14 protein-coding genes and 1 tRNA gene are annotated in these 15,907 nt (G+C 60.7%); 10 read left to right on the forward strand and 5 right to left on the reverse strand.

Annotated features, from left to right (window positions below; translation table 11 throughout):
• Window positions 1–30 precede the first annotated feature (30 nt).
• Window positions 31–258, reverse strand: coding sequence for a hypothetical protein (locus tag ACHZCU_RS07325; protein ID WP_319518248.1), 228 nt, complete (start codon window positions 256–258; stop codon window positions 31–33).
• On the opposite strand from ACHZCU_RS07325, the gene ACHZCU_RS07330 reads away from it, so the two are divergent.
• Genes ACHZCU_RS07330 through ACHZCU_RS07340 form a run of 3 tightly spaced genes read left to right on the forward strand, consistent with a single transcriptional unit; the run spans window position 257 to window position 3,071 of the window.
• The gene (locus ACHZCU_RS07330; RefSeq protein ID WP_319518249.1) at window positions 257–1,273 is read left to right on the forward strand and encodes a TRAP transporter substrate-binding protein; all 1,017 of its coding nucleotides are present in this window, start codon (window positions 257–259) and stop codon (window positions 1,271–1,273) included. The two genes, ACHZCU_RS07325 and ACHZCU_RS07330, sit on opposite strands and share 2 nt — an antisense overlap.
• Window positions 1,270–1,785: a TRAP transporter small permease gene (locus tag ACHZCU_RS07335; protein WP_106307025.1), complete on the forward strand. Its 516-nt coding sequence runs from the start codon at window positions 1,270–1,272 to the stop codon at window positions 1,783–1,785. The genes ACHZCU_RS07330 and ACHZCU_RS07335 overlap by 4 nt, the downstream gene beginning before the upstream one ends.
• Complete coding sequence (locus ACHZCU_RS07340) at window positions 1,782–3,071, forward strand: TRAP transporter large permease (protein WP_319518250.1); 1,290 nt, start codon at window positions 1,782–1,784, stop codon at window positions 3,069–3,071. The genes ACHZCU_RS07335 and ACHZCU_RS07340 overlap by 4 nt, the downstream gene beginning before the upstream one ends.
• On the opposite strand, the gene zigA is transcribed toward ACHZCU_RS07340, so the two are convergent.
• Window positions 3,072–4,283 (reverse strand): zinc metallochaperone GTPase ZigA, encoded by a 1,212-nt coding sequence (gene zigA / locus ACHZCU_RS07345; protein WP_319518251.1) that lies wholly within the window; start codon window positions 4,281–4,283, stop codon window positions 3,072–3,074. It lies immediately after the preceding gene.
• 694 nt (window positions 4,284–4,977) lie between these two features.
• Between zigA and ACHZCU_RS07350 the strand changes: the two genes are divergently transcribed.
• From ACHZCU_RS07350 to ACHZCU_RS07370, 5 genes are all read left to right on the forward strand, one after another.
• Window positions 4,978–5,955 carry a TRAP transporter substrate-binding protein gene (locus ACHZCU_RS07350; protein ID WP_319518252.1) on the forward strand — a complete coding sequence of 326 codons (978 nt, stop codon included), beginning with the start codon at window positions 4,978–4,980 and terminating at the stop codon, window positions 5,953–5,955.
• A gap of 222 nt (window positions 5,956–6,177) precedes the next feature.
• Window positions 6,178–6,936 carry a 2-dehydro-3-deoxy-D-gluconate 5-dehydrogenase KduD gene (kduD, locus tag ACHZCU_RS07355; RefSeq protein ID WP_319519760.1) on the forward strand — a complete coding sequence of 253 codons (759 nt, stop codon included), beginning with the start codon at window positions 6,178–6,180 and terminating at the stop codon, window positions 6,934–6,936.
• A 222-nt stretch (window positions 6,937–7,158) separates the two neighbouring features.
• Window positions 7,159–8,250 (forward strand): glycoside hydrolase family 88 protein, encoded by a 1,092-nt coding sequence (locus ACHZCU_RS07360; protein WP_319518253.1) that lies wholly within the window; start codon window positions 7,159–7,161, stop codon window positions 8,248–8,250.
• On the forward strand, window positions 8,250–9,086 hold the full coding sequence (gene kduI / locus ACHZCU_RS07365; protein ID WP_319518254.1) for a 5-dehydro-4-deoxy-D-glucuronate isomerase: 837 nt from the start codon (window positions 8,250–8,252) through the stop codon (window positions 9,084–9,086). The genes ACHZCU_RS07360 and kduI overlap by 1 nt, the downstream gene beginning before the upstream one ends.
• Window positions 9,086–11,584, forward strand: a complete 2,499-nt coding sequence (locus ACHZCU_RS07370) for a hypothetical protein (protein WP_319518255.1) — start codon at window positions 9,086–9,088, stop codon at window positions 11,582–11,584. Before kduI ends, ACHZCU_RS07370 begins: the two co-directional genes overlap by 1 nt.
• A gap of 73 nt (window positions 11,585–11,657) precedes the next feature.
• Here the strand turns inward: ACHZCU_RS07370 and ACHZCU_RS07375 are convergent, their stop codons facing one another.
• A complete protein-coding gene (locus ACHZCU_RS07375) occupies window positions 11,658–12,689 on the reverse strand; it encodes a LacI family DNA-binding transcriptional regulator (protein ID WP_319518256.1) in 1,032 nt (343 codons plus the stop codon).
• A 187-nt stretch (window positions 12,690–12,876) separates the two neighbouring features.
• Here ACHZCU_RS07375 and ACHZCU_RS07380 point away from each other — a divergent pair, with 187 nt between their 5' ends.
• The gene (locus tag ACHZCU_RS07380; protein WP_319518257.1) at window positions 12,877–13,380 is read left to right on the forward strand and encodes a TRAP transporter small permease; all 504 of its coding nucleotides are present in this window, start codon (window positions 12,877–12,879) and stop codon (window positions 13,378–13,380) included.
• 1 nt (window position 13,381) lies between these two features.
• Window positions 13,382–14,704: a TRAP transporter large permease gene (locus ACHZCU_RS07385; protein ID WP_319518258.1), complete on the forward strand. Its 1,323-nt coding sequence runs from the start codon at window positions 13,382–13,384 to the stop codon at window positions 14,702–14,704.
• Window positions 14,705–15,046: 342 nt separating this feature from the next.
• Here the strand turns inward: ACHZCU_RS07385 and ACHZCU_RS07390 are convergent.
• A tRNA-Thr gene (locus tag ACHZCU_RS07390) sits at window positions 15,047–15,122 on the reverse strand.
• 116 nt (window positions 15,123–15,238) lie between these two features.
• Complete coding sequence (folE, locus tag ACHZCU_RS07395; RefSeq protein WP_319518259.1) at window positions 15,239–15,841, reverse strand: GTP cyclohydrolase I FolE; 603 nt, start codon at window positions 15,839–15,841, stop codon at window positions 15,239–15,241.
• Window positions 15,842–15,907 lie beyond the last annotated feature (66 nt).

A 15,907-nucleotide genomic window follows, 5' to 3' on the forward strand; every position in this document is an offset into this window, starting at 1 on the left:
ACGTCCCTGCGTTGACAAGTATCGCATATTTCAGCCGAAAACCGGAAGTGAATCCGAGCGGCAAATGCACGCAGCGTCATCGGGAAGGCGTTTTAAGCCCTCGGCACGCGCCGGCGGCTTTTTCTGTTGCAAAACGCCGGCTTCCGGCACAAAAGCAGCGACGGTGCAGAGAGCAGAACCGCTTTGCCAATTGACAATGCAACGCGCTCTGGTCCAGCTTCTTTGCAAACCAAACACCATCAGGGAACTTGAAAACATGAAGACCACGTTGAAGGCGGCCACCATGCTTGCAGGCATTCTGTTCGCAAGCCATGCATTTGCGAACGAAACGCTGACGATTGCAAACTGGCTGCCGCCTTCACACCCGCTGGTCAAGGACGTGATCGAGCCCTTTGCGGCCTCCATCGAGAAAGCCACCGACGGACGGGTCACGACCAATATCCTGCCGGCACCGCTCGGGCCGCCGCCGGCGCAGTACGATCTCGCCGTCAACGGCGTTGCCGACATCACCTTCGGGGTTCAGGGGTATAATCCGGGCCGGTTCCGCACCACGAATATCGCCGAAATCCCGTTCTGGGGCGATACCGCCGAGGCCACGTCGGTCGCCTACTGGCGCACATGGGATTCGCTTTTGAAAGACGCCGGCGAATATGACGATGTGCATGTGCTGGCCGTGTTTACGCACGGGCCGGGCCAGGTTTTCATGAATGGCGGCGACCTTTCCGAGCTTTCGGCCATCGACGGCGCCAAGATCCGCGTTGGCGGCGGCATCGTTCATGAGCTGGTGAGCGCGCTTGGCGGCGTGCCGGTCGAAGGCCCCTCCTCGCAGACCTATGAACTGCTGTCGCAGGGCGTCGCCGACGGCATTACCTTTCCCTATGAATCAGTCAATTTCTTCGGGCTGACGGACATGGTGAACCAGGCGCTGGTCATTCCGGGCGGGCTCTACAACACCTCCTTCTTCGTGGTGATGAACAAGGACAGCTGGGCCGGGCTTTCGCCGGAAGACCAGGCGGCAATCGACAGCGTTTCCGGCGAGGCGCTGGCACGACTTGCAGGCCAGGCCTGGGATGCGGCCGATGCGGCGGGCCTTCAAGCCATGCAGGGCAAGGTCACCTTCCACGACGCGACACCCGAACAGGTCGCCGAAATCGGCGAAAAGGTTGCGCCGGTGGTGGAAGCCAAGCTTGCCGAGATCGATGAGGCCGGTGTGTCGTCCGCCAAGGCGATGGCCCTCATGAAGGACAATATCGACGAACTGCAGGGCGAATGAGCGACGCCGACATTATCGATGATGCGCATCACGCCGCGAGTCCCATGGCTCGCGGCATTCGTATTGTGCTCAGTGTCACCGCCGGCGCATTGCTGCTGGCGCTGATGGCGCTGACCGTCACCGACGTCGTCGGGCGCTACCTGCTGAACGCACCGGTCAAGGGCGCTGCCGAGGTCTCGGAGCTTCTTCTGGTTTCCATCGTCTATCTCGGTCTTCCGGCCGTCTGCCTCGATGGCGGTCATGTCACCGTCGACCTCGTCACCAAGTCACTGCCGCGCTGGAGCGAACGGCCGCGCCTGTTCCTGACCGGGCTGGTCTCATCCGGCGTTCTCGGCGTCATCGCCTGGCGGCTTTATGTTTATGGCCTGCAGGTCGGCGGCTATAATCTCGTCACCAATTCGCTGCGCCTGCCGGTTGCGCCCGTCGTCTGGTTCTGTGCCGTGTGTGCGGGGATTTCCGCGCTGGTCACGCTCGCTTTGGCGTTCACAGCCCTTTTCAAGAGACCATCATGATCGAATGGCCCATCGGGATTGCAGTGCTGATCGCACTGCTGCTGGTCGGCATGCCGATCGCCTTTTCGCTGACGCTGATCGGCATTGCCGGCACGGCCTCGATCATCGGGTTCAAGCCGTCCTTCGCGCTGCTCGGCGCCACGTTTTTCGACAATGGCCGCTCCTATGCGCTGACCGTCATGCCGCTGTTTCTGCTGATGGGCAATTTCGTCGTCCAGTCCGGCATTGCGCGTGAGCTTTATGACAGCGCCCATGCCTGGCTCAGGCACCGCAAGGGCGGCCTCGCGCTGGCAACGGTTGCCGCCTGCGGCGGGTTTTCCTCCGTGTGCGGCTCGTCGCTGGCAACGGCGGCCACCATGTCGAAAATCGCGCTGCCCTCGATGCGCCGCTTCGGCTATCCCGACAGTCTGGCCACCGCCTCGATTGCCGCCGGCGGCACGCTCGGCATCCTGATCCCGCCCTCCGTCATCCTGGTGTTTTACGGCATCATGACGCAGCAGAATATCGGCAAGCTGTTCATGGCCGGCATCGTGCCCGGCCTTCTCGGCATTTTCGGCTATGCCATCGCGGTGATGATTTCCGTGCGGTTTCTGAAACAGGACCTGCCCGCAGAGCCAAGGCTCTCGCTCAGGGAACGGTTTCTGGCGCTGAAGGGCACGGCCGGCGCGCTTGCGCTCTTCATCTTCGTCATGGGCGGCATCTATCTCGGCATCTTCACGCCGACGGAAAGCGCCGGCATGGGCGCATTCGGCGCCTTCGTGCTCGCGCTTTTCTCCGGCCGGCTGAAACTGGCCGATCTCGGGAGCATTCTCTATTCCACCGTCAAGACCACGGCGATGATGTTCTTCATCCTGTTTGGCGCGCTGACCTTCACCAACTACGTCAACCTCTCGGGCATGACGAGCGATATCCAGTCCGCGCTCTCGATGTTCGGCGACGGGCCCTATGCCACCATCATTGCCATCCTGATCGTCTACCTGCTGCTCGGCTGCGTGCTGGAGGGGCTTTCGATGATCACGCTCACCGTGCCGATCTTCTATCCGATCGTCGCCGCGCAGGGCTTCGACCTGATCTGGTTCGGCATTTTCGTGGTCGTGATCACCGAGGTGAGCTACATCACCCCGCCGGTCGGCATGAACGCCTTCGTGCTCAACACGGTGGTGCGCGATGTCAGTCTTCGCACGATCTTCTCCGGCCTGCTGCCCTTCGTGGCCATGGACATCGTCCGCATCGCCCTTCTCATCGCCTTTCCGGCCCTGGCGCTTTTCATTCCGTCCATGATGTGATCAGCCCCAGCGCGGGAACGGGTCCGTCAGGTCGAGGTGGCGATCGGCATTGTAGGGGTTTACGGTATCGGCATCGACGAGGCAGGCATCGAGCGCTGCGCGGATCGCCGCCTCGTCCATCGACTGACCGATGAACACGATCTCCTGCCGTCGGTCGCCGAAGGCCTTGTCCCAGCTTGCCGCGATCATCGCCTTCAGCTCCGGCCTGTCGGGCCAGCGGCTTTCCGGCACCGCGGCCCACCAGCGCCCGAGCGGCCCGCAGCGGACAATCGCGCCGGCAAGCGAGAATTCACCGGCAAAATCCGGCCGCGTGGCCAGCCAGAAATGCCCCTTGGCACGGATCAGACCGGGAAAGGTCGTCTTCGTGAACCGGTCGAATTTTTCCGGCGCAAACGGTTTGCGCGCGCGATAGACGAAACTGCCGATGCCGTATTCCTCCGTTTCGGGTACATGATCGGCAAAACCATAAAGCTCCTTGGCCCAGAGCGGATGCTGGCTGGCCCTGTCTTCCGAAAACAGCCCGGTATCGAGCACCTGATCCAGCGCCACGGCCCCGAAATCGGCCTCGATGATGCGCGCATCCGCATTCAGCGCCCGGATCACGCTGATCACATCGGCCCGCCCGGCGGCCGAGACATCGGAAACCTTGTTGACCACCACGACATCGGCAAACTCGATCTGCTCCACATGCAGGTCGACCAGAGTGCGGTCATCGCCTTCACCTGCCGTTTCACCACGGTCGCTCAGGAGGTCGTGGCTGGCATAATCGCGCAGCAGATTGGCGGCATCGACCACGGTCACCATGGTATCGAGCCGGGCGTGGTCCGACAGGCTGAAGCCCTGTTCATCGCGCCAGGAAAACGTGGCGGCGACGGGAAGCGGTTCGGCAATGCCCGTTCCCTCGATCAGCAGATAATCGAAGCGGCCATCGGCAGCGAGCCGGCGTACTTCGGTCAGAAGATCGTCCCTGAGCGTGCAACAGATGCAGCCATTGGTCATCTCCACCAGCTTCTCGTCGGTGCGCGAAAGATCCGCACCGCCCTCGCGCACCAGATCGGCATCGATATTCACCTCGCTCATGTCATTGACGATGACGGCAACCCGGCGCCCTTCGCGATTGTTGAGCACATGGTTGAGCAGGGTCGTCTTGCCGGCCCCGAGAAAGCCGGAAAGGACGGTCACGGGCAGACGGCGGTCGTTTCGGGAAAGCATGCGGTATCCTTCACTTTTGGTAATGTTATATCATAACTATTCCAACAAAAATGAAGACGTCAAGCAGACGGTAACGACCACATATACAACGCTTTGATATAGCAGAACTTTTTCATAAAAATTTGAGAGCGCCCTGCCCTCCAGTCCCGAATCTGCCGATGGCGCCACGAACGCCGAACGGCAAAATAGACACGATGACGATGCGTCGCCGACAGGAATGATCAGCATCGCTCCATCACTGTGCCGAGACGGCTTGTCTTCCATCTCTCAGCGTCATGTCCGGGCTTGCTGCGAGGGGCCTCCAGTTTTCGGAACCACCGATGAAGCGGGATCGATATCCAGATAAAACAGGTTCTTGCGATGAACCGGAAACGACCATCCAACAACGCGAAAGCCCTCGGGCAGGCCGGACAATCCCCCCCGGCAAAAAGCACGGTTGGGCGACAGTCGGAATTGATCATCGTTCTGCTTCAAAATTCTGGATTCGTGCGGCAGCCACAGCATCTTCGGAACACATGCCCTTCGGGCACGCCCAAAGGCACACCTGAAACAAACGACGGCTCACACCAGGATGAAATTTTCTTTCATATTGAGAATATAATTTCATCCTGCATAATGAATTCCATCATGTCCGTTGAACTTGCGTCCAGGACGCCATTGCAGCGGACAACAAATTGCCACAGGGAGTGAGACAATGAAGAAATTGACATCAGCGCTGGCGGTCTTTGCCGCGGGCATCGCACTGACAGCCGGCTCGGCCAATGCCACGGTTCGCCTGAAACTGGCCGACGCGCTGGCGGCAGACCATCCGACAAGCGTGATCCTGAAACAGTTCGCCGAAGAGGTCGAGGAAAAGACCGACGGCGAGGTCAAGATCCGCCTTTACATGAACGGCGTTCTGGGTTCCGAGCGTGAAGTTCTCGAGCAGGTCCAGAACGGCGCGGTCGACATTACCCGCGTCAGCGCCGCCAACCTGGAAAACTTCAACCCGATCTATCAGGCCTTCACGCTGCCCTATCTGTTTAACAGCCAGGAGCATTTCTACGACGTCATGGACGGGCCGATTGTCGATCCGGTCTATCAGGCCTCGCTCGACAGCGGCTTCATGGGGCTGACCTATTTCGACAGCGGCGCCCGCTCGTTCTACACCAAGTCGAAATGCGTCGAGACGCCGGACGACCTGAAGGGCCAGAAGCTGCGCGTGATCAACTCGCACACCTCCATCCGGATGGTCGAGTTGATGGGCGGCATTCCGACCCCGCTGCCCTACGGCGAAATCTACACGGCCCTGCAGCAGGGCGTCATCGACGGCGCTGAAAACAACCCGACGGCGCTGACGCTCGGCCGTCACGGCGAAGTGGTCGAATGCTATTCGCTGGACGAACATCTGCGCATTCCCGACTTCCTGGTGATTTCCAAGACGGCGATGGACGAGCTGACCGATGAGCAACTCACCATCATCGAGGAAGCCGCTGTTCACGCCACGCAGGAGCAGAAGAAGGTCTGGAACGAGGCCGTCGACGAGGCCATGCAGCAGATCGAAGAAATGGGCGTCACCATCGTCCGTCCCGACAAGGCGCCTTTCCAGGAAAAGGTTGCGCCTCTGATCGAGGAATACAAGCAGGATCCGGCAATCGGCCAGTTGGTCGATGCCATCCAGAACGCTCAGTAAAGTCCTCCCGGACCTGACGGAAAAGGCGCTTCTTGTCTCATCAAAACAGGAAGCGCCTTTTCTTTTTCAAGGCATGTCGCAGCCAGGTGGTCGCACCTGGTTACAGAGAAATCCTGTCAAAACAATCAGTTCGAGTGGCGGCGCGTTTCCGCGAATCGCTCGCCCGTTCTGGCGGGCTGTCGCCCGCACCGTTTCACCAATCAAAAGACTGGAAGCACCATGATCACCGATGATTTTCACCTTTCCGGAAAAACGGCAATCGTCACCGGCTGCGATACCGGGCTTGGCCAGGGCATGGCCGTTGCGCTGGCGGAAGCCGGTGCGAATATTGTCGGCGTCAATATCGTCGAACCGGCGGAAACGATCGCCAAGATCGAGGCGCTGGGGCGCCGTTTCGTCTCCATCGAAGCCGATCTGATGAAACAGGACGAGATACCGCAGATCGTTGAAACGGCCGTTCGCGAATTCGGCGGGATCGATATTCTGGTCAATAATGCCGGCATTATCCGCCGCGAAGACGCCGTCGACTTTTCCGAAAAGGACTGGGACGACGTGATGAATATCAACATCAAGAGCGTCTTCTTCCTGTCCCAGGCCGTTGCACGCCGGTTCATCGAACAGGGGCGTGGCGGCAAGATCGTCAATGTCGCCTCCATGCTGTCGTTTCAGGGCGGCATCCGCGTTCCCTCCTATACGGCGTCCAAGAGCGGCGTTATGGGCATTACCAAGCTGATGGCGAATGAATGGGCGCAGCACGGCATCAACGTCAACGCGATTGCGCCCGGCTATATGGCCACCAACAACACCGCCGCATTGCGCGCCGACGAGGAACGCAGCAGCGAAATCCTCGGCCGGATCCCCGCTGCGCGCTGGGGCCTCCCGCGCGATCTGGCCGGACCGGTAGTCTTCCTCGCCAGCGAAGCATCCTCCTATGTCAACGGCTACACCATTGCGGTCGATGGCGGCTGGCTCGCCCGCTGAGGCATCTACTGCCGGCCGATCGTCCGGTGGGGCGCTGCCTCTCACGCATCCGGGCAAGGCCAAAACTGCGGTTGCGCGTCTGCGCAGCCGCTTCAGCGCGTTGTCGTTCGTGACCGGCTGTTGTCATCCAAAAAACGCGAAATGAAATTTTCTTTCATATTTCGCAATTAATTTTCATGGTGCATATTATTGCCATCATGACCATGCACCGGAGGAAAACCCGTGCTCTCCAGAACCCAACTGAAACAAAAGATCGAGCTGCTGGTCGCCGGCCTGAAATCGCTGCGGGATGAAGGCAAGTTCGACGAACCGAATCTCGACGGCACAGCCGGCGACTATGTCAGCTTCAACGCCTGGGAATGGCCGCAGGGCGTCGGCCTTTACGGACTGGCACAGATGTGGCTGAAGACGGGCGACACGGCAGTGAAGACCCTGCTTGAGGACTGGTATTCAGCCCATATCGAAAAAGGGCTGCCGCCGCAAAACGTCAACACCACCGCGCCGATGCTGGCGCTCTCGCTTCTGTGGCGCGAAACCCGCGATCCCCGCTGGGAAGCGCCGATGAAGGACTGGGCCGACAGAATTCTGACGGACATGCCGCGCACGCGCTGCGGCGGTTTCCAGCACAATGTTTCCGACAAGATCAATGATGATGAATTGTGGGACGACACGCTGTTCATGGTGGCGCTGTTCCTGGCCAGTTACGGCGAGGGCGCAGGCCGCCGCGACCTGGTCAGCGAAGCGGCCTTCCAGTTCATGATCCACACGCATTACCTGTCCGAGCCGGAAACCGGGCTCTGGTTCCACGGCTGGACCTTTGACGGCAACCACAATTTCGCCCGTGCCCGCTGGGCGCGCGGCAATTCCTGGATTTCAGCCGGCGTTCTCGACCTGATCGAGCTTGCCGAACTCGACGAGGGCACGAAGCGTTACCTGACGGAAGTGGTCAAGGCCCAGCTTGAAACGCTGATCGGCTATCAGGCGGCAAGCGGCGCATGGCATACGCTGGTGGATGATCCGACCTCCTATGAGGAAATCTCCGCCACCGCCGCCATTGGTTACGCGCTCCTGAAAGGCGCCAGGCTGGGGATCGGCCCTCAAAGCTGGCACGAGGCCGGCCTGAAGGCGCTTTCCGTCACGCTCGACAATATCGGCGCTGACGGCATTGTCGACAATGTCTCCTACGGCACCCGTATGGGGCACGATCTCCAGTTCTACAAGGACATCCCGATCCAGCCGACCGGCTATGGCCAGTCCATGGCCCTGCTGCTGTTGGTCGAAGCCCTCAATATTGCTCAAGCGGAGGAAGAATGATGTTTGAAGACACACGCTATTCCGTATCCCCGAAAGACGTCCGCACTTATTCCAACGAACGCCTGCGGGAGGAATTCCTGCTCGATAACCTGTTTGTCGCCGACAAGCTGCAGATGGTCTACACCCATGTCGACCGGATGATCATCGGCGGCTTCCTGGCGGTCAATGCGGAAACCGAAATCGCCGATGGCGCGGCTGTGGGAACGCCGGGCTTCTTCGACGCCCGCGAAATGGGCATCGCCAATCTCGGCGGAACCGGAACCGTGACGGTCGATGGCGCGGTCTTCACGGTCGAGCACCGCGATATCGTCTATGTCGGGCGCGACACGAAATCCGTCCGCCTTGCCTCGAAAGACCCGTCCGAACCCGCCGCCTTTTACATGAACTCGGTTCCCGCCGGTTATGCCGTGCCTTCGGCGCTTATCCGGCAGGCCGATTCCAAGCCCGTCACCATGGGTGACGAGGCGCATGCCAACAAGCGCACGCTGCGCATGTATATTCACCCGGAAGTCTTGCCGAGCTGCCTGCTTTTGATGGGAATTACCGAGCCTGCGCCCGGCAGCATCTGGAACACCGAGCCGCCGCATGTGCACGAACGCCGCATGGAGGCCTATGTCTATTTCAACATGGCGCCGGAAGACCGGGTCATGCATTTCATGGGCGAGCCGAAACAGGTGCGCAATATCGTGGTCGCCGACCGGCAGGGCATACTTTCGCCCGCATGGTCGATCCATATGGGCGCAGGCACCGGTCCCTATTGCTTCGTCTGGGGCATGACCGGTGAAAACAAGGCCTATAATGATGTTACGCCCGTTGCCGTGAAAGACCTTCTGTGATGGCACATCAAGCACAAGACGGCGCCATGCGCCGGCCGCTGCCGGACGGTTCTCCGGTCTGCTACTGGCACGTATCGGCCATAGCCGAGGAAGAATACAACGTGCCCGACACCACCATGTCGGGCCACATGGATGCCCAGTTCTTCCTCACCAAGGAAAAGAACTTCATTCCGCACGAATATCCTTGCCGCACCCAGTTCGTCAGCGAACGGCGCGGCAAGCGGCCGGTAATCGTCGAAAAACAAGGCCCCGGCCGCATCTGGACGCCGTTCGGTTCGCCGCGCGTCGATCTGTCCGGCTTCTGGTTCCGCGCCACGGCGGTTTCCGCATGGGCGGAAACGCGCATCGAGGCTGAAACTGCCGGAACGGCGCGGCTGAAGCTCAGTTGCTGCGGCGGCGCGATCCTGTTCGTCAACGGAGCCGAAGCGGGCTCGATGAGCGTCTATCAGCGCAATTTCGAGACCGACCAGGAATTCGACGTCGAGCTGAAGGCCGGGCTGAACGACATCGCCGTGTTCTTCGACGACCTTGCCGAGCGCGATGCCCGTTACTTCTTCGAACTCGATTACTGCGAAGGCCCTGCCGCTGCCGTTTCGCTCGATGTCCCCTGCGAAAGCGGGCTTGCCGACGAAATCGAGACGATGCTGGAAACCATGCATTTCGAGCACCCGGCCTATTCTGCCGGGACGGTCGCCTTTCATTGCCCCGAAACCGTCAGCCGCGATCTCGATGTCGAAATCGTCGTCGCCGGGGATTTCCTGGCGGAAGAACATGACACGTTTACCGCAAGCCTGCCGGCCGGCGCCTCGCGGCTTGTCGTTGGCGATGTTTCGGCGTTTCACAGCGATTTCCGTCATTTCGACGTGCGCCTGAGCGCCGGCGGCCTGACGCTGTCGCGACCGTTTACGGTGGAAATCGCGCGCTGCGAAGATCAGGGCGAACCACCCGAAAGCCTTGAAGACCGCATCGCGGAAGCGCTCCGCCATGTCGCCGACAAGGGCTATGCCGATGCCATTTCGGCACTGGCGCGGCTGGGGCTCGGCCTTGGCGGCGCACAGACCGAGGCGATGATTGCCGCCTCGCTGCCGAAAATCGAAAACTGCCACGACTGCGCCGACTTCCATCTGGTGCCGCTGCTGTTCGGACGTATTCGCTACGGCGATCTTCTGTCGGATGACATCCGCGCGCGGATCGACGCCGCAACCCTCAACTTCCGTTACTGGATGGATGAGCCCGGCAATGACGTGCAGTGGTATTATTCGGAAAACCATGCGCTGCTGTTTCACACCGCCGCCTATCTGGCCGGTCATTTTCATGTCGACAAGACATTCATGCGCGCCAGTGTGAGCGGCGCCGAGCAATCAGAACGCGGTGCAGCCCGGCTCCGGGACTGGTTCGATCACTTCGAGAAATGGGAAATGGCCGAGTTCAATTCGGTTCCCTATTTCCCGATCGATCTGAAGGGTCTGACGACGCTCTATGCGCTGGCCCATGACGCGGATATCCGCGCGCGCGCCGGAAAGGCGATCCTGCGGCTGATTACGGTCGTTGCCGCTTCCGCCCATCACGGCACGCTGACGGCAGCACAGGGCCGCTCCTACGAGCATACCCTGATGGCCGCCCGCACCAGTGAGCTTTCGGCCATCGCCCGGGTCCTCTGGTCGCGCGGCAATTACGGCCGCACCTTCCAGACGCTGCCGCAGTTCCTGCTGTGCCTGCGCGATTTCGGCCTTGTCATTCCGACAAGCGATCGCCAGAAGGCCTGCCTTACCGGCGCTGAGGAACAGGAATGGACCTTCTCGCAGGGCGAAAACCGGTTCGCGCATCTCTACCACTACAAGACCGCCGAAACGGCCATGGGCTCGCTTGCCCGCTACCGCTGGGGCGAATGGGGCTATCAGGAAACCGTTCTGCAACTGCGGATCGGGGACAATCCGGATGCCCAGATCTGGGTGAACCATCCCGGCGAGGTCATCCACTGCGGCTTCGGCCGGCCATCCTACTGGGGCGGCTGCGGCGCGCTGCCGCGCGTCCATCAGTACAAGAACCTGGCCGTGGTCATCTTCAGCACCCACGAAGACCAGCCGGATTTCAGCCATATCTGGTTCCCGGCGCAGGTCTTCGACGAAACCATCGCCGACACCCACGCCGCCTGCGCGCGCTCTGGCAAGGGCATGGTTCAGGTGACTGGCGCGACACCGCTCGTGCCCGTCGAAACAGGTCCCACGGCCGGCATGGAGATCCGCCAGAACGGGCGGGAGACCGCATGGCTGTTCCGGCTTGGTCAAAGCGATGGAGAAAACGGCGGCCTCGCCGGTTTCCACGCGCGCTTCAAGGCCACCGGCTTCACGCAGGCTGAGGACGGGACCATCACTGTCGATGATCCGGAATATGGCCAGATCGTTTTCGGGGATGACGGGTCTGTCGCGGCCGAAGGGCGCCGGCTCGATCCGACGGAATGGACAATCGAAGGAACGATCGCCGGCACGACTGTGTAACCCTTGCAAATTCCGACGGGCCCTGTGGCCCGTCGGTCGGCATTCTTTCTGCGGGATTGCCGCAAGCGGCAGATCAGTCCGCGCCACCCTTTACGGCCGCGGTCGAACCGCGCTCGGTCAGGCGGCAGGACAGTTCCGTCCGGCGCGGCAGGAATGGCTCGTTATCGAGAAGGTCGCGCATCATGTCCAGCGCCGCAGCGCCCATTTCACGCATCGGGATCTGGACGGTGGTCAGCGGCGGATCGAGAAAATCGCTCTGCGGCAGACCGTCGATCCCCATCACCGATATGTCGTCCGGAACCGACAGGCCGAGCGCGCGCAGCCCGAAAATGGCGCCCGCCGCAAGACTGTCGCCGGCGGCCAGAACGGCCGTGAACGATGTCCCCTTTTCCTCGACATGCCGGCGCATCGCCTCGATCGCGGCTTCGGGCGTCCAGTCGCTGGCATCGACGACGAGATCGCGCCACGCAACGCCCGGAATGGTCTTGATCTCGTCACGCCAGCCTTCCAGACGTCTGAGAATGGTGCGGCGGCCGGGCCGTGAAAGAAACAGGATTCGCGAATGACCCAGCGATCGCAGATAGCGGGTGGCCAGGGCGGCCGCCGCGCGGTTGTGGGGCGCAATGCTCGAAAGCTGCATCAGCGGATCGTCGCCATTGACCAGCAGCACCGGTCTGGCAAAGGCCCGGGCCGGGACCAGCATATCGTCCTCATCGATGGTCAGCATCAAGACACCGGCAATTTCGGGATCCTTGGCCGCGTCTTCCAGCATTTTTCGCTCGTCGTCGGCGCTGGAAATCGCTTTTGTCGTCAGCGACAGCCCGAGAACCTCCGCCCGTTCGCGCATGCCCTCCAGCACGAATGCCGTGAACTGATTGCGCTGGTAGTCGAGCATGGCGCTGGCGCTGGCAGCGACGATGACCTTCATGCCCGCAATCGACGTGGGAACGTGGTAATTCTGCGACTTGGCCGCCTGCAGGATCTTTTCCCTGAGCTCCGGGCGAACGCCCGGCGTTCCCGAAAGCGCCCGCGAGGCGGTGGACGGCGAAACGCCGCAATAGCGCGCCAGATCGCTCAGACGAAGACGCCTGCTTTCCTTTTTCATGTGCATCACTCCGTTTGCCACAATATGAAATATTCTTTCATATGGCGCAATCTTTTTTCATGATGCATGATATCTTCAAAAGCGGTCGCCCAGGGAGGACACCTCTGCGGCCGCACCAGAGAACCGTCCCGGACGACAATGCGAAGCAGCCGCTCGCCCCTTGTTGTTCGCGACATGGAGGACATCCATGATAGACAAGACAAAACATGCTCTGGAAAGCCTGCTGCTCTACCTGACCTCCGCGATGCTCGCGATCATGGTCGGGCTGATGCTGTGGCAGGTTTTCACCCGCTACGTGCTCGCCGCACCGGCGCTCTACACCGAAGAACTTCTCCGTTTCATGATGATCTGGATGGCCTTTCTGGGATCGGCCTATGCCTTCGGCACGCGCCAGCACCTGTCACTGGTTTTCGCCATCGAAGCGCTGAGCGGACGAAAGAAACTGATCCTGATGCTGATCAACGACGCCGTCGTTCTGGTGTTTTCCGTGTTCATCCTGTTTCTCGGCGGCATCAAGGCCGTCTCGTCATCGATGGCACAGTTTTCGCCGATCATGCGGATTCCCATCGGCGACATCTACCTGATCATGCCGATCGCCGCCGTGCTGATCTTCATCCTTCAGTCGCTCAACATGATCATCCTGGTCCGCGACAGCAACCGGGCATCGCTCAAGCCGGTCGGGAGCCTGTAAAATGGACTTTATCTTTGACTATGTGGACGAAACGGTCTTTGCGTCCGTCCTGCTCTTCGGCCTGTTTTTCCTGATGCTGGCCCAGGGCATCGCCATCTCCGTGGCGATCGCCGTGTCCTCGATCGTGACCGGCCTGTTCTTCATGCCGCCGAGCGTCACCTTCTTCGTCGCCACACAGAAGATGTTTGCCGGCGTCGATTCGTTCACCCTGCTGGCGATCCCGTTCTTCATTCTCGCCGGCAACATCATGAACAAGGGCGGCATTGCCATCCGGCTCGTCAATCTTGCCAAGCTGATCGGCGGCCGCCTGCCCGGCGCGCTTGCACATACCAATGTGATCGCCAACATGCTGTTCGGCTCGATTTCCGGCTCGGCCATCGCCGCAGCCGCCGCCGTCGGCGGAACCATGGCGCCGCTGCAGAAGAAGGAAGGCTATGACCCGACCTTCTCCGCGGCCGTCAACATTGCCTCGGCACCGTCGGGCATCCTGATCCCGCCAAGCGGCCCGCTGATCCTGTTTTCGCTGGTTTCCGGCGGCACATCGATCTCCGCGCTTTTCATCGGCGGTTATGTGCCGGGGCTGCTGATGGGGCTAGCTGTCATGATCGTCGCCGGCATCATCGCCAAGCGCCGCAACTTCCCGATTTCGAAAGCGCCCGGCGCCGGAGAGGCCGTCAGGATCGTCTGGCAGGCCCTGCCCTCCCTGCTGATGGTCGTCGTCGTCATCGGCGGCATCGTCATCGGCGCCTTCACGGCAACCGAAGGGGCTGCCGTCGCCGTTCTCTATTCCTTCGTCCTGTCGCTGATCTACCGGCTGGCGACCTGGCGGGAATATATCGAAGTTCTGAAAAGCTCGATGGTCACCAGCGCCGTCATCCTGTTTCTGATCGCCGCTTCCGGGGTGATGTCCTATGTGATGACCATCACCGGCATTCCGGATGCGATCGCCGATGCCCTGCTGACCTTCCAGAACCCGATCGTGATCCTGCTGATCATGAATATCTGCCTGCTGATCATCGGCTTCTTCATGGACCTGACGCCGGCCGTGCTGATCTTCACCCCGATCTTCCTGCCGATCGCGCGGGAAGTGGGCATGGACCCCGTCCAGTTCGGCCTGATGATGATCTTCAACCTCGGCATCGGCTCGATGACGCCGCCTGTCGGTTCGGTCCTGTTCGTGGGATGCAGCATCGCCGGCGTCAGCATCGAGAAGGTGGCAAAACCGCTGCTGCCATTCTTCATAACGCTGGTGATCGCGCTGCTGATGATCACCTACATCCCCGCGCTCACAACCGGCCTGCCCCGGCTTCTGGGCCTGATGTAAAAGCAGCCTCCGGCTGCACCGATGCGGCGCCCTGCGCCGCATCCCAGCTTGTTGACAAACCCTGTAAGCAATCACGGCTTTGCCTACCCCCCACCGTCATTCCGGCCTTGAGCCGGAATCCCGCAAGGACTCTTTCTGGCAGCGCACAACAAGCGGCCCTGGATACCAGCTCAAAGCCGGTATGACGAAAGAACGTGGGGCGAGCTTTGTCAGCGCGCCGAGTGCACAGGTTCGGGAGTTTCCCGGCCTCTTGCGAAACAACTCATAAGATAATCCCGTCAAAAATCAGGGAATGCGCACTGCAAGCCGGTATCGTGGATGGTCGTATCGCGATCAGAAAACTGGTGCCGCCTACGTGACTCGAACACGTGACCCCCGCATTACGAATGCGATGCTCTACCAACTGAGCTAAGGCGGCCCGAACGCGCTTTCGAGCGCGTTGCGATGCATGGGGCTGTTACAGGCTCTTGGCGGTTTTTTCAAGCGCCTTTACCTTCAGAACGGCAAAAAATGATGCCGGGCCCGGTGTGGCGTTCAGCCGGTGGAGCGCAGAAGGGCGAGCGTCTCGGCGCGCTTTGCGGAATCCGTGTCAAAAACGCCGCGCGAAACCAGCGTAACCGTGTTGGCGCCGTGGGCTTTGATGCCACGCATTTCCATGCACATGTGGCGCGCTTCCGCCAGCACCATCACGCCCTTCGGCTTCAGCACGGCTTCCATCGCATCGGCGATCTGGCCGGTCAGCCGTTCCTGAAGCTGCGGGCGGCGGGCAAGCGTGTCGACCACGCGGGCCAGTTTGGACAGGCCGGTCAGCCGGCCGCCATCGGGCAGATAGGCAATATGCGCCTTGCCGAAAAACGGCAGCAGGTGGTGCTCGCACATGGTGTGAAAGGCGATATCCTTGACGATCACGATCTCGTCATGGCCGTCTTCGGTGAACACGGTCTTCAGATGCTCCGACGGGTCCTCGGCAAGGCCGGAGAACACCTCCATATACATCTTCGCCACACGTGACGGTGTGTCCAGCAAACCCTCGCGGGTCGGATCCTCGCCGAGCGCGACCAGAATGTCGGTCACGGCCTTCCTGATTTTTTCGCGACGCGCCTCGGCATCGTCAACCTGTCTGGGAATATCGTTCACGCTTCACCTGTTTTCGCCGCATGCCGTTTCATTGCGTCACATATGCGGTCCCATTCTGGCCGCATC

It is taken from the genome of uncultured Martelella sp., from assembly GCF_963677965.2.
In the GTDB taxonomy this organism is placed as follows: domain Bacteria; phylum Pseudomonadota; class Alphaproteobacteria; order Rhizobiales; family Rhizobiaceae; genus Martelella; species Martelella mangrovi.

Bases quoted from the DNA above. Each gene is read 5' to 3' on its own strand.
- ACHZCU_RS07330 (WP_319518249.1), top strand. From the start codon at position 257: ATGAAGACCACGTTGAAGGCGGCCACCATGCTTGCAGGCATTCTGTTC.
- ACHZCU_RS07325 (WP_319518248.1), bottom strand. From the start codon at position 258: ATGTTTTCAAGTTCCCTGATGGTGTTTGGTTTGCAAAGAAGCTGGACC.
- ACHZCU_RS07335 (WP_106307025.1), top strand. From the start codon at position 1,270: ATGAGCGACGCCGACATTATCGATGATGCGCATCACGCCGCGAGTCCC.
- ACHZCU_RS07340 (WP_319518250.1), top strand. From the start codon at position 1,782: ATGATCGAATGGCCCATCGGGATTGCAGTGCTGATCGCACTGCTGCTG.
- zigA (WP_319518251.1), bottom strand. From the start codon at position 4,283: ATGCTTTCCCGAAACGACCGCCGTCTGCCCGTGACCGTCCTTTCCGGC.
- ACHZCU_RS07350 (WP_319518252.1), top strand. From the start codon at position 4,978: ATGAAGAAATTGACATCAGCGCTGGCGGTCTTTGCCGCGGGCATCGCA.
- kduI (WP_319518254.1), top strand. From the start codon at position 8,250: ATGTTTGAAGACACACGCTATTCCGTATCCCCGAAAGACGTCCGCACT.
- ACHZCU_RS07370 (WP_319518255.1), top strand. From the start codon at position 9,086: ATGGCACATCAAGCACAAGACGGCGCCATGCGCCGGCCGCTGCCGGAC.
- ACHZCU_RS07375 (WP_319518256.1), bottom strand. From the start codon at position 12,689: ATGAAAAAGGAAAGCAGGCGTCTTCGTCTGAGCGATCTGGCGCGCTAT.
- ACHZCU_RS07380 (WP_319518257.1), top strand. From the start codon at position 12,877: ATGATAGACAAGACAAAACATGCTCTGGAAAGCCTGCTGCTCTACCTG.
- ACHZCU_RS07385 (WP_319518258.1), top strand. From the start codon at position 13,382: ATGGACTTTATCTTTGACTATGTGGACGAAACGGTCTTTGCGTCCGTC.